Here is a 16,942-nt window from a genome sequence, read left to right on the forward strand (position 1 = left end):
GATGGCGCGGCGAAGCTGCGCCATCAAAAATTGGTTCTTTATCTTACGGCGAAGCCCTAAATATTTTTAGATTTGGGTTTTTCTTGTTGACTACAACGAAATCTTTGAGCCTCAGAGGTAATTGCATGTTTAGTTTTGCGACCACTTACCCGTTCTCGCCACATCAGGAACGATGAACGTTTCATGAATTTACGCATGATTTTAATTACTTCTGCCTCGGAAATGCCAAATTGCCCGTGAATTGTATCAAAGGTGGTGCGATCCTCCCACGCCATCTCCACAATGCGATCTATATCCGCAGCCGTAAGCAATTTTAGAAGTGACTTTGATGAATTATGAGATGGTTGGAGCATAAATAGTTGCTTGATTGTTAGTTAAATGATTACCGCGCAAAGCGCGGTAATCATTTTAATTTTGTTTCCAATGACGTGCTAATTGTTTTGCTTTCAGTCCTGATTCGATTACTTCGAGTAGTCTGGTCATACCTGTAGTATTCACAATTTCATAGGTTTTATTAGCTCGACGACAAGCTTCAATCGCTCTTTCAGTGAGTGAGTGGCTCGCATAACCTGTCACGATAATAATTAAGTCACCACCAGAGATTTGACTCTCTCCTTGTGCAGCAAGTTGTAAGCCATCCTGCTCGGTGTACCACATTAAATTAATAGCCGAATCACGCAACCGATTTTTTACAGCGTTTTGCAAGCGATCGTGTCCACCAAATACTAATACTTTGCCGCTAAGGTCAGTGTACAAAGCAGGTCTTTTTTCTGACTTACGATGTCTTGTCGTAGGCTGAACATCAGGGGCGCGATCAACACGGGAACGATTTTCAAGAGCTTTGTTGTAAATAAAGGTGAGCGTTTGTTCATGGCTACCACGCAAACGAGCCACGGGTCCCTCTTCACTGTGGGAATTTATTTGGTTGATCAGAGCCTCGACAACTTCTTCGAGTGCACCGATTGCTTTTAAGTCGTTAGCATATCCTCGAACAGCGATCGAAGCGTCAGTGGCGCTAAAGAAATCGCGTTGTTCTTCGATCATCTCTAATAAATCAGCCTTTAATTCCTGTCGCCATTGAGCCGTTTGTTCGGTTATTCGTTCGTCTAGTAGTCTTTCTTCGCTCAAAATCAACTGGCGATCAGCAAGCTGAGCAGCAAGGTTAGGAGCCTCAGCTATTTCCTGTCGAATATCAGCCGCTTTCTTTTCTAGCCTTTGCCTAGTCTCGCTGTTGGGGCTTCCACCTTCACGATCATATTCTTGTAGCATCTGCTCAACCTTGGCAAGTAATGGTTTTAATCTTGCTTCAATTTGGGCTACTGCTTCTTGAATTTGGCGCTCACGCTGTTGTTGCAGCCGATTTTGTTCTAACTCTACCTTTGCCATGGTCAGCAAATCGCTAACCGAGGCTTCCAGTTCATCTAATTCAGAAATATGCATATTTACTTAATATCTGCCTATAGTTGCTTAATTTTAATAAGTCGAGAATAAGTCGTGAGAAATGACGTGAATAAGTAATTATAAGAAGTTATCGTCACTAATCTCCAATGTAACCTCTTGCTTGCCTAAGTGTGTATAGTTTTATGCTTCAAACTGATATCAATCCTGCTACCTATATTGATTACGCCATCTTAGATCCCGCCGCTAGCGATGAACAGGTAGATCGTGCTTGTGAAGAAGCCGATCGCTTTGGTTTTGCTAGCGTCTGTGTTTATCCTTGCAACGTCAAGCGCGTGACAGAAAGACTACTCAAAACCAAGGTAGAAATTTGCACGGTGATTGGATTTCCCAGTGGAGCAACCACTTCAAACGTTAAGCTTTATGAAGCAATGGAAGCTGTAGAAAACGGCGCAACGGAATTAGATGTAGTCATTAATTTTGGTTGGCTCAAAACAGGACAGACTAATTTATTACATCAAGATATTGCTCAAATCTGTGAAGAGTCGGGCAAACCTGTAAAAGCAATTTTAGAACTTAGCTTACTCACCCCCGATGAGCAGGAACTCGCTGCTGAGGTATGTATGGATGCAGGAGTTGCTTTCCTGAAAACAGGGACGGGCTGGGCTGGAGGCGCAACCGTGGATATGGTGAAATTTCTCAAAGAAATTTCACGGGGAAAGGTAGGCGTTAAAGCTTCAGGTGGGATTCGCACCAGAGAGCAGGCGATCGCCTTAATCAATGCAGGCGCAACTCGGATCGGTACGTCTCATGGTGTAGTGATCGCTCGCGAAAAAAATTAATTAATAAAAAGCCAAGCTCGTCTCATCTTTTTATTCTAAGCAGTTATGTCAATCCGAAAAAATTTAGGCGTAAATTTTATCTTGTTAATATGGGAGGCATAAAATAAAAAATATAAACATCAAAATCTAAGCTGTGATACCAACTCTTGATGTCAAATATGCTTATTCGATGTGTCTGGGAATAATAATTGCCCTGACAGGTGTTTCCCTATGGCAACGTTTTACGACACATCCACCCCGTGATATTCCCGAAAATACTGAAGCAGCCAAGGTGATTGTCCCTCCTCTACCTGCCACTTTTACGCGCCCCAGTCTCAATGATGGCGAGAATATTGGCAGCCTGCGCGTCGGCAATCGCACCGATCGCTCCGTGCGAATTGTCCTATTTTCGCGAGTTACCTCCCAAAATGTGTGGCAAGCGATCGAGCCTCTGAATTGGGACTTCGCCCCCAACGAAGGTGGTAAAGAGGGCTTATTGCTATCTTTGCCAAATTATAAAATTGCGATCGGTAAAGGCGATGTGATTTTTGCCTTTGCCACCGATGGCTCCCGTACTTACTGGGGACCCAATATTGTTGGTGAAACCGATGCCCCATTTTGGGATAGCCAAAACAAAGAATGGAGCATGGTATTGCAACCTTAATGTCAAGCAGTAGTGGCAATTCAGGAATTGCCACTACTGCTTGATAGCTAAAAAAGAACCTCTCGCAATGCGAGAGGTTCTTTTTTAGCTATCAGTAGGCTCTTTGCGCTTAATTAATGGCTTTGGCACGGGTGGGCGATCTTCTGAAGAAAATCTAGGACGTGGTGGATAAAAAGAACCATCACCGCCATCACCTGCATAGGACGGCTTAAATGGGCGATCGCTATAGGGGCGATCGTTATATTTTCTTGGGGCAAACTTACCACCACCACTAGGACGACCCTTAAATTGAGATCCACGCTTACCCTTGTAAGGAATAATCCCAATAAACTCACCGTCAATAATTGTTAAAACATCGCCTTGACGCTGCACATTCACACTCCAGAATTGTCCAACGGCATCAGTTGGCAATAACCCTGTAAGACGGACTTTGAACTTACTATATTCCTTGGTAACTTTATCTTTTTGCTTATCAAACTTTTGCTCGGTACGGCGCACCTTAACAATTACTGAATTATCTTCGGTAGACTGACTAGAGATCTCGCCCCGTATTGAGAAATAACCATCTTCAACGTTAGGCTCGATGGGTATATCAGTTTTGCCAAGCTCAACAGGAGCCCACACGCCAGATATCTGCACATGTAATTTGCCTGCTTTATCATTGGTGCGTGGATATACTACCCACAAATATTCGCGATCGCTTTCTAAACGCTTTTTAACAATCGAAATAATCTTGCCAAGTAGTACAGCATCAACTTGAGAACCATCCGTTGTTAGGATATGCCCTTTAGCAAAGTTATCTTCATTAGCAACATATTTCCCATAGATTACGCCGATCGCTCTGTACTGAAATGGCTCTGTTGCAGGTGGAATTGGCTGTAAACAGACTTTATTTTCCTTAGAATCTTCAGATTTATCTATAGCTTGACTGTCACCAGTACGAATTAAGTTAGGGTTCTTAACTTTTAAAGCAGCAGGAATAATCTTAGGGACAGGTTTAACTGCATCCTCATTCGGCTGCGATGACTTTTGCTCTTCAGCCTGAGTAGAATCTGGAGGCTTGGGGGCGATAACTTTGACAACTTCTAATTTAGGCAAGTCTTTAATCGGAGGTTTAGGTGTAACAGATCTTGGTAGTTTACTATTTGAGTCATCGGATTGGCTGGACTTATTGATTTTACTCATCTGAACCTCCAGAAAATAAGTTGTCTAATGCGGACTAGACCTTACTAAGCAATTGCTAGAAAAATATGTCAATCAATATCGAACCTACTTTTAAATACAGTCTGTATAAAAAGGAATTCTAGTTGAAATATATCTCAGTTAAAACTGAAATAAGCCCATATTTAAAACCTACCTAAACTAAGTTCCGCAAAAAAATTAAATATTTAGGTAGTCTAACTTATCCCCTTGCTAATTGGCTTTGTGGCTTTAGTTTAGTTAGCAACATTGCTGAACTTAGCTTTGATTTTTAAGATGTATATTTAGACATCTTAACTAAACCAAGCATACACCGTTATAAGTCAGACCTGCGAATAGTTCCCTGAATGCTTCACAGAATTTCATGGTGGTAGCGATTAAATAATGGTAATTAGATTAAATAATGGTAATTAAATGAAGCAACTTGACTTGCCTTGATTATACCAATCCTATATTCATTTGAGAGACTAAATAGCACTTTTGATGCTGATGGTATTAAGGATTTACAAAGGATTTGCGATCCCCGCTAAATCAGCGCTTACGATACCTTTGTCCTTAAGTTAAGTAAAAACTGTCTTAACTTTGGGAATGCATCATATTGTTCATGGACGTTCATGAATAGAGAGGATTTTATGGCATCTGACAAGCAAAATTTTGGATTGATTGGTTTGGCTGTGATGGGTGAAAACCTTGCTCTAAACATTGAGCGCAATGGGTTTTCAATGAGTGTTTATAACCGTAGCCGTGACAAAACCGATAAGTTTTTAGCAACCCGCGCTGCTGGTAAAAATTTCAAAGGCACATTTACGATCGCTGATTTTGTTGCATCCCTAGAGCGTCCCCGCAAAATGTTAATCATGGTTAAGGCTGGAGCGCCAGTTGATGCAGTTATCAAAGAGCTAATTCCCTTTTTGGATGAAGGTGACATTATCATTGATGGCGGTAACTCGCTTTATGACGACACCGATCGCCGCACTGTGGAGCTAGAGAAAATTAATCTCAAATTCATCGGTATGGGCGTAAGTGGTGGTGAAGAAGGTGCACTTAATGGTCCAAGCATGATGCCCGGCGGTCAAAAGTCAGCCTATGCAGAAATTGAGCCAATCGTGACCAAGATTGCGGCTCAAGTTGATGATGGCGCTTGTGTGACCTACATTGGCAAGGGCAGTGCGGGGCATTATGTGAAAATGGTGCATAACGGCATTGAGTACGGCGATATGCAATTGATTGCTGAGGCTTACGATTTGCTTAGCACTGGTTTAGGCTTGACAGCAAGTGAACTGCATGAAACTTTCACGGCATGGCGGACATCTGAGCTTGATTCTTATCTAATCGATATCACGGCAGATATTTTTACGAAGATTGACGATCTCACAGGAGATGCGTTGGTCAATAAAATTCTTGATGCGGCTGGGCAAAAGGGGACAGGTAAATGGACGGTACAGAGTGCCTTTGATTTGGGTGTTCCGATCCCCACGATGATCGCGGCAGTAACTGCACGGGTAATGTCTTCCTATAAAGAAGAGCGGGTTGCAGCTTCTAAGGTGCTCAAAAGTTCGACTTCTGGTAAGTATGAAGGCGATCGCCAAGAATTTATTGATGCGGTACGTGACGCGCTCTACTGTTCTAAGATTTGTTCCTATGCTCAGGGCATGGCGCTACTTGGTGCGGCTTCCCGTGACTTTGGTTATGACTTAAATCTGGGTGAAATCGCCCGTATTTGGAAAGGTGGTTGCATTATCCGTGCGGCTTTCCTTGACAAGATCAAATTGGCTTTTCAGCGTAACCCTCAACTGCCTAACCTGTTGGTTGATCCCGATTTCAAAGAAACAATTCTTACCAAAGAATTGGCATGGCGCAAGGTAGTTGTAGCGGCGGCACAGTTGGGTATTCCAATCCCCGCGTTTAGTGCATCTCTTGATTATTTCGATAGTTATAGACGCGATCGCCTACCTCAAAACTTGACACAGGCTCAGCGTGATTACTTCGGTGCACATACCTACGAGCGTACCGACAAACCCAGAGGCGAATTTTTCCACACCGAGTGGATGAAGTAAAATTTACCAGAGCATAAAAAAGGGCGCTTTGCGCTCTTTTTTATGTTCTCAATGTGCTTAAGTACTGGATAAGTTTTGTAGCTGAATTATTGTCAAACCCAATATAAGGATCAGTTGCAACAACTGGGGCATTTGGTGCGTAATGTTCAGGAATATCATCAACTGCTACCCAACAGGAGCCTTCTGCTTGATTTTGTCTGAGATATTCAAGAACCTCCTGATGACGGAGAAACTGAAAATTGTGGATAATAGTGGTTTCTAAGAGAGGAGTTGCACCAACTATCCGCGCGGTAATATCTGACGAAAAAAGTGGGGGGATTACTTCAAAGGGAAAAATCTCTCGCCACGAAGAGCTTATGACCACTTTTGCCTCAGTGAATCTCCGCAGAACATTTTCAAATTTTTCAAGACATTCGGGATCAAATTTCATGTAATCATCTTGTGGAATTGGCTTGTCAAACTTTTTCTCAGGGACAAGCACTCCATCAATATCTAAGAAAATCCACATTGATATTTAATAATAGTTGTATCAACATTCATCATATTTGTATTAGCAGAATTGACACACCTAACAACGGACAAAATATTAGCGATCGGCTTAATCAGTGGCACATCGGTAGATGGCATTGATGCGGCTCTGGTGGAAATTATCGATCGCCATGAGAAACTTGAAACTAACTTAATCGCAGGACATACCTATCCCTATGCTGCTGATCTGCGTACCGAGATATTAGCTGTCTGTGCAGGTGCGCCGCGATCGCTACAACAAATATGTGAACTTGACGATCGCATAGCTGAGAGCTTTGCCCAAGCCGCGATCGCGATTATGGCAAAAGGCGATCGCTTACCAGATTTGATTGCTTCCCACGGTCAAACAGTATTTCATCGCCCACCAGTCACTCCACAAGATGGTAAAACTGGACTCGGCTATTCGGTGCAATTGGGGCGAGGTGCAGTAATTGCCGAATTAACAGGAATTAAAACCATCAGTGATTTCCGAGTTGCCGATATTGAAGCAGGTGGACATGCGGCTCCCCTAGTACCAATGCTAGATATTTTAATGCTATCTGATCCTACAAAATATCGCGTTTGCCAGAATATTGGTGGTATTAGTAATTTGACCTACTTGCCTCCCAAAGCTCTAGAACATCCAGAACAAGTTTTTGGGTTTGATAATGGTGCTGGTAATGTCCTGCTCGATATGGCATCACAAAAATTATTCGGTGTTTCGTTTGATGCAGATGGTGCGATCGCTCGACAAGGTAAACCAAATTTAGTTTTAATCAATCAATGGTTAGAGCAAGAATTTTTTCTCACTCCTCCCCCAAAATCTACAGGACGCGAATTATTTAGTCCTGAATATTTAGAACAATGCTTGAGTGAATGCCAAGGTTTAAGCAATGGTTTAAGTAATTACGATATTCTCGCCACACTGACGGAATTTACAGCTAGAGCGATCGCCAAAAGTTATCGTGACTTTCTGCCCGTATTTCCCGATGAAGTTTTAATCGGTGGTGGTGGTGGTCATAATAGCTATTTGATGGAGCGCTTACAGGATTTAGTTAAACCTGCGATCGTAATGCGTACCAATGACTGTGGCATTGATAGCGATAGTAAAGAAGCGATCGCTTTTGCAGTGTTGGGATATTTACGCTTAAAAGAACGTTATGGCAATTTGCCTAGTGTCACTGGAGCCAAGAGATCGGTTTTATTAGGTAAAATTTTTCCATAAAAAAGGGAGCGCTAAGCGCTCCCTTTTTTGTAATTGAGTAGCTTTATGCTACTTCTTCTTCCTCATCACCAGTGATGATAGATTCATCTTCAATATAAGCTTCAGCGTCTTCAGCAGAAACTTCATACTCGATGTCTTCGATGTCGCCGTGACGACCTTCGTAGATCGCATCTGCAAGTTTGCCAACAATCAACTTGATTGAGCGAATTGCATCATCGTTTGCAGGAATTCCGATATCAACGCTATCGGGATCACAATTGGTATCAAGCAAAGAGACAATGGGAATCTTCAACTTTTGGCATTCTTGAACGGCATTGTACTCACGCTTGTGGTCAACCACGATCACGATGTCGGGTGGCTTACGCATAAGCTTGATCCCACCAAGGTACTTACGGAGCTTTTCCATTTCGCGGCGAAGGGTGGATGCTTCCTTCTTAGGAAGGCGATCTAATGCACCGCTTTCGTCGCGACGTTCGAGATCCTTGAGACGATCAACACGGGTTTTGATCGTTGTCCAGTTGGTGAGCATTCCACCTAACCAGCGTTGGTTGATGTAGTAGCTACCGCAACGGGCTGCTTCTTGAGCAATCAGACCAGCAGCTTGACGCTTGGTGCCAACAAACAATACTTTCTTGCCTTGCTCGGAAGCCTGACGCAAATAAGCATAAGCTTCTTCGAGGTACTGTGCGGTTTGCACAAGGTCAATAATATGAACGCCATTACGCTCGGTGAAGATGTAAGGCTCCATCTTGGGGTTCCAGCGACGGGTTTGATGCCCGAAGTGAACACCCGACTCTAGCAATTGGGCTAGGGTTACGACTCCCATTTAAGTTTTCTCCTGTGTTCGGGTTTATCCTTGCGCCTGAGATGGAATCTAGTAGTTACAAGTAACTCTAAACACCCGAAACCTCAAGCGTGTGTTTTTTAACAGCTTGTCTAGGATAGCGCATATGTGGCTCAATAGCAAAAGGCGATCTCCTAATTCTCTGCCCAAAATTAAAACAGGCGATCGCTTTGTTGTTTTTGCGGAGGAGGTAGCCTCATTATTTTGCTTTTAGGTTTCCATATATTTGTAGGTTTTATATAGCCCCAATAACCTGTACCATCTTCGATTCCAATAATATTGTTTCCCATACTTTCAAGTAAAGCAACCATGCACCCCGTGCCACCATATGGATAAGAATATGGACTGAATTGGAGTTGATAGACTTTACCAACTTTAACAATTGCAATTAGTTGATATTCACCGCTCCAGAATGCATCATACATGGACTCCAAATCCCAGCCTGGAGTTGGCATATTTGCAGAGTGACGAATTTCTATTGGTGTAGAAAACCAAAATTGATTCCATTCTTTGAACTCTTCTTCTGTAAAGTTTGTAAAGTAACTTTTCTCAGATTCGTTTAGTGAATTGGTAATATATTCTTCATTTGGATTTCTACCAGATTCTTTTTCCACCTTGATGATTTCAAAAATCTGATTTGTTCTATTCAAACTATGAGCACTGATAGGTTCAAATTCAATGTAACAATTTTCCATATGTGTGAGTTTAACTATGTATAGCTGCCGCCATTCTTGTTAGTATATAAAACCCAAATATTGTGAGTCGGCGCAAAGCGCCGACTCACAATATTTGGGTTTTGATTTGTCCTGATAATTGCAGACCCCTAATGTCCTTGCTATTGGTCAGCAATTAATAAAAAACGAATGTGTTCCATATTTTGCTCAGCACGCAGAGATTGTACTTGCTCGGCTAACTTGGTACTAGCAATAATTACATCAGGTTGAGATGCGATCGCACTAGCTCTCAAATCATCTTGAGGAGAGATTTTAGACGGCAAGAAACCTTGATTTTGCAGCATTTCCATCAATAGATCGATTGAACCAAAGTTATCTTCAACTACGAGAATCTTTTTGCCTGTAGAAGCTTTACTAGATAAAAGAATATCTACCTCACGCAGCAATATCGCCATATCTAGGGGTTTCGTCACATAACTATCGATACCTAAATGGCGACCCTTGTTTTTGTCATCTAATACAGAAACAATGATAATCGGGATATCTAATGTTGCAGGATCAGATTTGAGTATCGCCGCTACATCGTAGCCACTAATACCTTCCATCACAATATCAAGGGTAATCAGATCAGGGCGACTTTCTCGCACCTTGGCGATCGCTTCTTGCCCACTTCCTGCTTCGCGCACAACATATCCTTTAGCTTCTAGTTCCTGCCTGAGTAGGTTACGAATGCTTGGATCATCATCAATGACGAGAATATTTTTGGGATGATCAATCGCACTTGGACTATCAGTTGGAGCTTGACCATCAGAAACAACTCTTTTCTTAAGCTGCTCGATGAGAATATCAAAATTAATGGAAGGAAGTTGTTCATCTCCTGTACTAATCGGCAAAGTGAAAGAGAATGTACTACCTTTGCCAACTTCACTTTCTACCCAGATTTTGCCACCATGATGAGCAACGATTTCCTTGGAAATTGGTAGTCCAAGCCCAGTTCCTTGAGGCTTATCAGTGAGAGTGTCACCAACTTGCTTAAACTTTTCAAATACTTTCGGCTGATCGGATTCAGAAATGCCTACGCCTTGATCGACAACACTGACCACAATAAATTGATTGTCTTGTCTAACTCGGCAAGTGATACAGCCTTTCTCAGTAAACTTCACAGCATTAGAGATGAGATTAATTACAACTTGGATCAGACGATCCTTATCTCCATAGACATCTGGCAAATCTGCTTCAATTTCTCGTACTGGGGCTAATCCCTTTTGTTCAAAGAGAGCTGAAGTTGCTGAAAAAGCCCGATCAATTACTTCCGTAATTGCCATTGGTTGCATATTCCATTGCATTTTACCAGCTTCGATTTTGGCAACATCTAGAACTTCATTAATTAGCTTGGTGAGACGTGTTCCCTCAGACACAATAATCTCAATGTTTTCACTGACTTGACGCACGCTTCGATTCACTTTCTTGTCATCGGTCTGGATTAGAGGAAATATTGACTCTTCTAACTTTTTCTGAATCAACTTAGCAAAGCCAAGTACAGAAGTAAGTGGTGTTCGTAGTTCATGAGATACCGTAGAGATGAAGTCTGTTTTCATTCGGTCTACTTCTTTTTCAGCAGTAATGTCACGAATTAGAATTACTGTACCTAAATAGTTTGTTCCCAATGAGTTGTCTTCTGAGATATTGTCTTCGCCAAAAATTGAAGTAGCAACTGCTTTCCCAATACGACGATCAGGCAAAGAGAACTCCTCGCTAAAGACTTGTTTAGGATTTTCTCTAGTATTTATCACTAGATTAGTGATTTCTTCAGCTTTAAATATTTCTTTATAGCTTGTAGCTTTAGAGATAGCTTTACTGCTGATCCCGATCATACCTGCAAGGGCTGGATTAAATTGAGTAACTTGATCTTCGCTGTTAACTACCACCAATCCATCGACCATGTTATCGATAATTGCTTTGATCTCACTGGTACGCTGCTCGACTTTCTGCTCCAATGTACGACTGTAATCAGCTAATTGTTCACCAGATGCTTTAAGTTGAGATGTCATTTGATTAAACGCGATCGCCAAAATCCCAATTTCATCTTCAGTTAATACAGGTGCTTGTGAGTTAAGATTACCGCCAGAAACTTGGTTAGCTGCATCCGCGATCGCCAAAATTGGCTGAGAAATTCTGCGGGCAATCAAGTACACAGCAGTCAATAAGATACCAGCGGAGCTTAATCCAATCAGCAAAATATCACGAGCTAGGCGATCGGCTGGCTCAAAAGCTTCTGATTGTGAGATTTCGGCAAGCAAAGCCAGATTGAGGTTGTCAATCCAAATATAACTGCCTAGTACAGGGATAGTTTTATAGTTCTTATATAAACCTTCCCCATCTTTTCCTAAAGCTGCCGCTGAAATGCCTTCACTTTTAATATCTTTGGCAAGTTGCTGATTATCTGCTCCTGCTCCCGAAATCAGAACATTTTTAGCAGCCAGTCTACCGACCAAGTAGGTTTCACCACTAGTCCCCAGTCCAGTACGTTCGCGAATGATATCATCAACCCCTTGCAGATCTAGATCAACGGCAACGACACCAATGCGCTCGCCTAATTTATTGATTAAAGGAGCGGCAAAGGTCATCGCCGCCTTACCTGAGATTGGCGATATATAGAAATTAGGAACAATAACGCGGGACTGGTCGCGAGTAAAGTAAGTAGTAGTATTGCCGAGTGGCTGGTATTTGCCTTCTTTTTGTTTGTCAGTAGAAACAATTGTAATTCCATTATTTGTCAGGATCGAAATCTGACGAATGTTTGGTTTTACAGCAGATACATCCGCCATAAACTTTTGGAGAGCATCAACAGCAGCTTTAAATTCTGGAGATTCGCGATCCTTCGTAAAAGTAATTTCAGAATTAACGATCAGATCTGGTAACTGCGTCATCAAAATTACATCACGTCGTTGATTATCAACCCATTGATTTACTTGAGCTTCCTTTAGCGACGTGGCAACTGCCAGTCGGTCAATTACTGATTTTCTAAGAGCATCACGACTGCGCGTATTCGCACTTACAGCAACGACTAAAACTGTGACAATCGACAGAACCGAAAAATATGCCACAAGTTGCAGCAGCAAGCGTTTCTTAAATAGGTTGATCATCTTCTATACTCACTTTACTAACGATTCTGAAGGCTATGAAAGGCAGCGCTTCGCACCGCCCCATCCAGATTATTTCCACTGGGTGAAAATAGTCTTAATTTGGGCGATCGCTTCATCGGCGGCTTGTTCAGGTGTACTCTTACCCGTAGCCACTGATTTGATGGTTTTCCCCCATATTTGCTTTGCACCAACTTCTGAATAAGCAGGGTTCTGAGATGTATAAAAAGATTTTGTATTCTGAAATTGCTTGGTTGCCGCCAAAATATGTGGATCTTTAGAATCTTTATAATAGGGATCTTCCAATAATTTGGGCATAGTCGGGAAATATCTTCCTCCTGCACCCTTCAAATAGGTAAGCAAATTATCAGGTTGGATAATGTGGGATAACAAATTTTTAGCAAGCTCTTGCCTTGCTTTTTCTTTAGCAAGCTCATCCTTGTCTTCTTTAACGTTAGCAGCAGCAAAGATAACCGCCTGTTTCACCGCAACTAAATAGTTAAGAGGCTTTCCATCGGGAGCAAGTGGCCATTCTGTGGTTACCAATTTTTTATTGTAAACCTCCTGATCAAATTGCTGAGATGCAGGGATAGACAAGCCTGGGTTGGTGGTCATGAATGAATTGCGACTCAGAAATACTTGGTTATTGTCAGCATCTGTCCATTGCACAGCCGTGGGCGGCACATGTTTACTCTTGTAAAATCCTGCATACTTTGTCAATGCAGCAATAATACCTTGACGATTTTTGGAACTATCAATTTGCAACTGTCCATTGTCATCAAGTAACTCTACCCCATAAGCAGTGAGGAACTGCTCAAACATGAAGATCACATCCGTACCTTCGGCAGACATTGGCAGTCCGATGCCATAGAGATCTTTTTTGCCTTTGTTATTAGCACGGTCTTGTGCTGTTTGCCAGAACGTCCAAAAACCATCCCAATCTTTGGGGATACTAGTGTCAGTCATTCCGACATCAGTAAGGAGGTCGCGCCAATAATGCAAACCAGCCGATAATTGGGCGATCGGTACAGCATAGTAAGCAGGCTTAGGATTGGCACTATTTTTATAGGCGACAGCCTTAAGAGCGATCGGGCTAAATAAACCTTTAACAGGTTCTACAACATCAGAAACATCTACTAATTTATTTTGCCATGCTAACTTTGGATAGAGGGCAAATTCAGCCGTGTTACTAAATAAAATATCAGGGGGATTGCCGTTTGCAAGGGCATTTTCAGCATCACGGTTGATCGAGCCATCATTATAAAAAGTGATCTCCACCTTTGTATTATTCTGTTTTTCCCACTCCGCCACAATTTGGGAAAGAGCCTCGGTCTCAGCAGGATAGAAGCTTTGAATCCACCAAACACGAAACTTAGATGTTTTTTCGGGGATTCGATAATTTAAGACTGTGGAATCGCTACAGGCTGCCAAACCCAAACCTGCTAAAGACAGAGACAACCGATTAAACTGACGACGAAGCATAGGTTTTTAAGATAAGAAGAAAGCAAAACTGGAAATCTCAGAATTCAATATAAACATTGCAATGCAATGTTTATATTGAATTTTATATGAATAGTTCAACAAGGTCTGGGAGAACTATTGTCCCTTCAGGAAAGGGATCAGTTTTAGGATATTTCATCACCCTGCCTATAAATTTTACACCCGCAGCGATCGCCCCTTCATGATCAGCGATCGCATCGCCAACCATCAATACGCGATCAGGCGCAAAATCATATTGCGACAAAATACTTTGAATAATATCTCCTTTTTGGGCTGGAGAACCATGTACAGATACAAAATAATGACTCATCTTCCGACGTGACACAATCCTTTTTAACTCTTGATCGGGAGTTCCTGAAGCTACAAATAGTGGGATGGATTGATAAGTATTTTCTAAAAAATCATAGGCTCCTGACACATAAACTGCATCTACTACTGCATCTTCGACATATTGCGAAAATAGATTTCCCAGTCTCAGTTCCTCTTCTTGGGTTAAAGTTTTACCCAGCAAAACTTCGTGATAATACCGAAACTTGTCAAACCTTGACACGCCTCCATGCAGTAGATGATAGGCTTTCACCTGCTCAACAATGAGATCGCCATATTCTGCGTATAAAGCACCAAATGCTTGAGTTTTGACATCCACTGACTCAACAAGGACTCCATCAAAATCAAATACGATCGCATCATATTTTTTAGTCATGATTGGGTTGGTGGTATTTGTATTCACTTGGCTAAACCCAGAGCTAAAAGACTATCAAATAGGTTTTGAGAAGCTTCCTGTTCCATTTGGGTTCTGGCTTCTTTAGCATAGGAACCCATATGGGGAGTCAAAATAACTTGAGGCAATGAACAGAGTTGCCCAAAATATGGCTCTTCTTCAAATACATCAAGGGCTGCACCCGCCAAATGCCCTGAAACTAGAGCCTCATAGAGAGCTTGTTCATCAACTAGCCCACCTCTAGAAGTATTGATTAAAATACTACCTGCTTGCATCTTATTGATAAAATCGCGATCAACTAAATGATGATTGTCTTGGTTATAGGGAACATGGATCGTAATTACAGTTGAGCGGGCGATAAATTCATCTAAAGATGTGACGCAAACAGTATCAGCAAATAGAGAATCATCACGGAAAATGTCATAGGCAATTCTCTTGGTTCCAAACGATTTTAAAAGTTGTCCTACTCGATTGCCAACCCTCCCATAGCCCAACAGCCCTACTACTTGCGAGGCAAGTAATCTGCCCATCAAAGGTTTCCATGTACCTTCACGCAAGATGCGATCGGCTTCTGAGGTTCGCCTCAAAATGGAAAGGATTAAACTCACGGTTAATTCAGCCACAGCAATTACAGGAGCTGTAGGGGTAATATGCACTGGAATTTCCAATTCCTCAGCCGCCACCAGATCGACACTATCAGTTCCAATTCCACACCGTGAAATTACCTTTAGAGATTTCGCTGATTTTAAAACATTGCGAGTCAGAGGCTCAACACCTGCGATCATACCAACAATATCATCATCACTGAGTAGCTCTAAGACCTCTGTTTCTTTGAGCTTTCTACCATAAGGATTTAAAACAATTTCAAAGCCTTGAGCTTGGAGACCCTGCAATACTTGATTGCTTTTCACATCAAAAGACGAAGTACTGATCAGTAGTTTGGGCATGTTTTTATTGCTTCTTAGATTGACTTTATTAATTCTGTCAAGAATTTCTCAGTAAGTCTACATAACTATGGCTGATATGTTCAACATTTTTTCGCACAAAGATTAGATTAAACTAATGTTTTTTATTTATGGATTACCATGAAAATATACTTAAAAATGAAATCATATATAGCTAAAACCCAATATAGACTCTATGAAAATAGCCATAACCAAATAGGTATGGTGAACAGTAAAAGAACTACGCCAAAAGCTAAGGTGGTAACGGTTAAATCACGATCCAAATTATAGGCTTGAGCAATTACCAAGGTCGAGAAAGCTGGTGGCATGGCCATTTGTAAAACCATCGCCATCCGAGGTTCTCCCGTCACACCAAAAAACATTAGCCCTGTACCAACCACTAGTGGGGTAAGGAGCATTTTAATCGATAGGCAAGTTAAGGCTCTCTTGACGTTGCGTAATGTCTTTAATTGACTTAACTGCATCCCAATCATCACAAGAGACAAAGTTACCGTAGTCCAAGCAATCATACTCATCCCAGATGTAACTACCGTAGGCAAAGGTATAAACCTCATGCCGACTCCAATTGGTAAGCTCCATAAAGCAGGTGTCTTTGCCATTGACACAAATGGGTTTGGCTTCTTTTGGTTGCTAGACATGCTGCCATAACGACTAGCCAAAGCAATGCCAACAGAATAGGCTGCGATCGTTGAGCCAATCAGATCATAAAACAGAGACCAAGCAAAATATTGGGGCCCCACCAGAGCCAAACTAACGGGATATCCCATAAAAGCAGTATTCCCCAAAGTCATGGCAAGCAAGAAACTCCCCTGAGTTGCCCCTGACCAAGAAGTTTCATGCTCTAAGGTTGTATCCATGCTGGGGTTGGTTTCCAGATTCTTTTCTCTAGAAGTAATCCCCCTTGATAACTTACTAAATCTTTCATCACTTACACCAAGATCGATCCAAATCCAAGCTAGTCCTGCACCAACTAAAATTGCAACCCAAGCAGTAGTTGGTGCAATCACAATCCATCCCGATAGATCCGCTTGACGCAGAAAAGAAATAATACTGATCGGAACACCTACAAATAGTAAAGCTTTACCAAGATAAGTAGTAAAGATTTTGGGAAGGAGCTTTCCTAGGACATAGCCCAAGAGAGTCCATCCAATTAACCTCACGTAAAGCATGACGAGAGGGTTTTCTAACGTGAACATAAAATTTCAACCATAGGAACTAAGTGT

Annotated in this window: 15 protein-coding genes; 4 read left to right on the forward strand and 11 right to left on the reverse strand. The window is 41.9% G+C overall.

The window, feature by feature from the left end:
- Positions 1–56 precede the first annotated feature (56 nt).
- Together ABM313_RS13040 and ABM313_RS13045 are read right to left on the reverse strand one after the other, a co-directional pair.
- Positions 57–353: a TIGR03643 family protein gene (locus ABM313_RS13040; RefSeq protein WP_434683633.1), complete on the reverse strand. Its 297-nt coding sequence runs from the start codon at positions 351–353 to the stop codon at positions 57–59.
- Positions 354–408: 55 nt separating this feature from the next.
- Positions 409–1,440 carry a DUF2325 domain-containing protein gene (locus ABM313_RS13045; protein WP_434683634.1) on the reverse strand — a complete coding sequence of 344 codons (1,032 nt, stop codon included), beginning with the start codon at positions 1,438–1,440 and terminating at the stop codon, positions 409–411.
- Positions 1,441–1,583: 143 nt separating this feature from the next.
- Between ABM313_RS13045 and deoC the strand changes: the two genes are divergently transcribed.
- Positions 1,584–2,240, forward strand: coding sequence for a deoxyribose-phosphate aldolase (gene deoC / locus ABM313_RS13050; protein ID WP_434683635.1), 657 nt, complete (start codon positions 1,584–1,586; stop codon positions 2,238–2,240).
- Between the two features lie 133 nt (positions 2,241–2,373).
- Complete coding sequence (locus ABM313_RS13055; protein WP_434683636.1) at positions 2,374–2,883, forward strand: hypothetical protein; 510 nt, start codon at positions 2,374–2,376, stop codon at positions 2,881–2,883.
- An 84-nt stretch (positions 2,884–2,967) separates the two neighbouring features.
- Here the strand turns inward: ABM313_RS13055 and ABM313_RS13060 are convergent, their stop codons facing one another.
- Positions 2,968–4,068, reverse strand: coding sequence for a hypothetical protein (locus tag ABM313_RS13060; RefSeq protein ID WP_434683638.1), 1,101 nt, complete (start codon positions 4,066–4,068; stop codon positions 2,968–2,970).
- Positions 4,069–4,715: 647 nt separating this feature from the next.
- Here ABM313_RS13060 and gnd point away from each other — a divergent pair.
- A complete protein-coding gene (gene gnd / locus ABM313_RS13065) occupies positions 4,716–6,140 on the forward strand; it encodes a decarboxylating NADP(+)-dependent phosphogluconate dehydrogenase (protein ID WP_434683639.1) in 1,425 nt (474 codons plus the stop codon).
- Between the two features lie 40 nt (positions 6,141–6,180).
- On the opposite strand, the gene ABM313_RS13070 is transcribed toward gnd, so the two are convergent.
- Positions 6,181–6,648: an HAD domain-containing protein gene (locus ABM313_RS13070; RefSeq protein WP_434683640.1), complete on the reverse strand. Its 468-nt coding sequence runs from the start codon at positions 6,646–6,648 to the stop codon at positions 6,181–6,183.
- Positions 6,649–6,699: 51 nt separating this feature from the next.
- Between ABM313_RS13070 and ABM313_RS13075 the strand changes: the two genes are divergently transcribed.
- Positions 6,700–7,872, forward strand: a complete 1,173-nt coding sequence (locus ABM313_RS13075) for an anhydro-N-acetylmuramic acid kinase (protein ID WP_434683641.1) — start codon at positions 6,700–6,702, stop codon at positions 7,870–7,872.
- A 43-nt stretch (positions 7,873–7,915) separates the two neighbouring features.
- Here the strand turns inward: ABM313_RS13075 and rpsB are convergent, their stop codons facing one another.
- The 7 genes from rpsB to ABM313_RS13110 form a co-directional block, all read right to left on the reverse strand.
- Positions 7,916–8,698, reverse strand: coding sequence for a 30S ribosomal protein S2 (rpsB, locus tag ABM313_RS13080; RefSeq protein ID WP_434683642.1), 783 nt, complete (start codon positions 8,696–8,698; stop codon positions 7,916–7,918).
- 170 nt (positions 8,699–8,868) lie between these two features.
- Positions 8,869–9,411 carry a hypothetical protein gene (locus tag ABM313_RS13085; protein ID WP_434683643.1) on the reverse strand — a complete coding sequence of 181 codons (543 nt, stop codon included), beginning with the start codon at positions 9,409–9,411 and terminating at the stop codon, positions 8,869–8,871.
- Between the two features lie 140 nt (positions 9,412–9,551).
- Positions 9,552–12,536, reverse strand: coding sequence for an ATP-binding protein (locus tag ABM313_RS13090; RefSeq protein ID WP_434683645.1), 2,985 nt, complete (start codon positions 12,534–12,536; stop codon positions 9,552–9,554).
- Positions 12,537–12,605: 69 nt separating this feature from the next.
- A complete protein-coding gene (locus ABM313_RS13095; protein WP_434683646.1) occupies positions 12,606–14,015 on the reverse strand; it encodes a sugar ABC transporter substrate-binding protein in 1,410 nt (469 codons plus the stop codon).
- 82 nt (positions 14,016–14,097) lie between these two features.
- Entirely contained in the window at positions 14,098–14,736 is a 639-nt protein-coding gene (locus ABM313_RS13100; protein ID WP_434683647.1) for an HAD family hydrolase, read from the reverse strand.
- 23 nt (positions 14,737–14,759) lie between these two features.
- Positions 14,760–15,701, reverse strand: coding sequence for a phosphoglycerate dehydrogenase (locus ABM313_RS13105; protein WP_434683648.1), 942 nt, complete (start codon positions 15,699–15,701; stop codon positions 14,760–14,762).
- 191 nt (positions 15,702–15,892) lie between these two features.
- Positions 15,893–16,915 carry an AEC family transporter gene (locus tag ABM313_RS13110; RefSeq protein WP_434683649.1) on the reverse strand — a complete coding sequence of 341 codons (1,023 nt, stop codon included), beginning with the start codon at positions 16,913–16,915 and terminating at the stop codon, positions 15,893–15,895.
- Between the last annotated feature and the right edge of the window lie 27 nt (positions 16,916–16,942).

Source organism: Pseudanabaena minima str. Chao 2107 (assembly GCF_051131155.1).
GTDB classification, from domain to species: domain Bacteria; phylum Cyanobacteriota; class Cyanobacteriia; order Pseudanabaenales; family Pseudanabaenaceae; genus Pseudanabaena; species Pseudanabaena minima.

Bases quoted from the DNA above. Each gene is read 5' to 3' on its own strand.
- ABM313_RS13040 (WP_434683633.1), bottom strand. From the start codon at position 353: ATGCTCCAACCATCTCATAATTCATCAAAGTCACTTCTAAAATTGCTT.
- ABM313_RS13045 (WP_434683634.1), bottom strand. From the start codon at position 1,440: ATGCATATTTCTGAATTAGATGAACTGGAAGCCTCGGTTAGCGATTTG.
- deoC (WP_434683635.1), top strand. From the start codon at position 1,584: ATGCTTCAAACTGATATCAATCCTGCTACCTATATTGATTACGCCATC.
- ABM313_RS13060 (WP_434683638.1), bottom strand. From the start codon at position 4,068: ATGAGTAAAATCAATAAGTCCAGCCAATCCGATGACTCAAATAGTAAA.
- gnd (WP_434683639.1), top strand. From the start codon at position 4,716: ATGGCATCTGACAAGCAAAATTTTGGATTGATTGGTTTGGCTGTGATG.
- ABM313_RS13070 (WP_434683640.1), bottom strand. From the start codon at position 6,648: ATGTGGATTTTCTTAGATATTGATGGAGTGCTTGTCCCTGAGAAAAAG.
- rpsB (WP_434683642.1), bottom strand. From the start codon at position 8,698: ATGGGAGTCGTAACCCTAGCCCAATTGCTAGAGTCGGGTGTTCACTTC.
- ABM313_RS13085 (WP_434683643.1), bottom strand. From the start codon at position 9,411: ATGGAAAATTGTTACATTGAATTTGAACCTATCAGTGCTCATAGTTTG.
- ABM313_RS13090 (WP_434683645.1), bottom strand. From the start codon at position 12,536: ATGATCAACCTATTTAAGAAACGCTTGCTGCTGCAACTTGTGGCATAT.
- ABM313_RS13095 (WP_434683646.1), bottom strand. From the start codon at position 14,015: ATGCTTCGTCGTCAGTTTAATCGGTTGTCTCTGTCTTTAGCAGGTTTG.
- ABM313_RS13100 (WP_434683647.1), bottom strand. From the start codon at position 14,736: ATGACTAAAAAATATGATGCGATCGTATTTGATTTTGATGGAGTCCTT.
- ABM313_RS13105 (WP_434683648.1), bottom strand. From the start codon at position 15,701: ATGCCCAAACTACTGATCAGTACTTCGTCTTTTGATGTGAAAAGCAAT.
- ABM313_RS13110 (WP_434683649.1), bottom strand. From the start codon at position 16,915: ATGTTCACGTTAGAAAACCCTCTCGTCATGCTTTACGTGAGGTTAATT.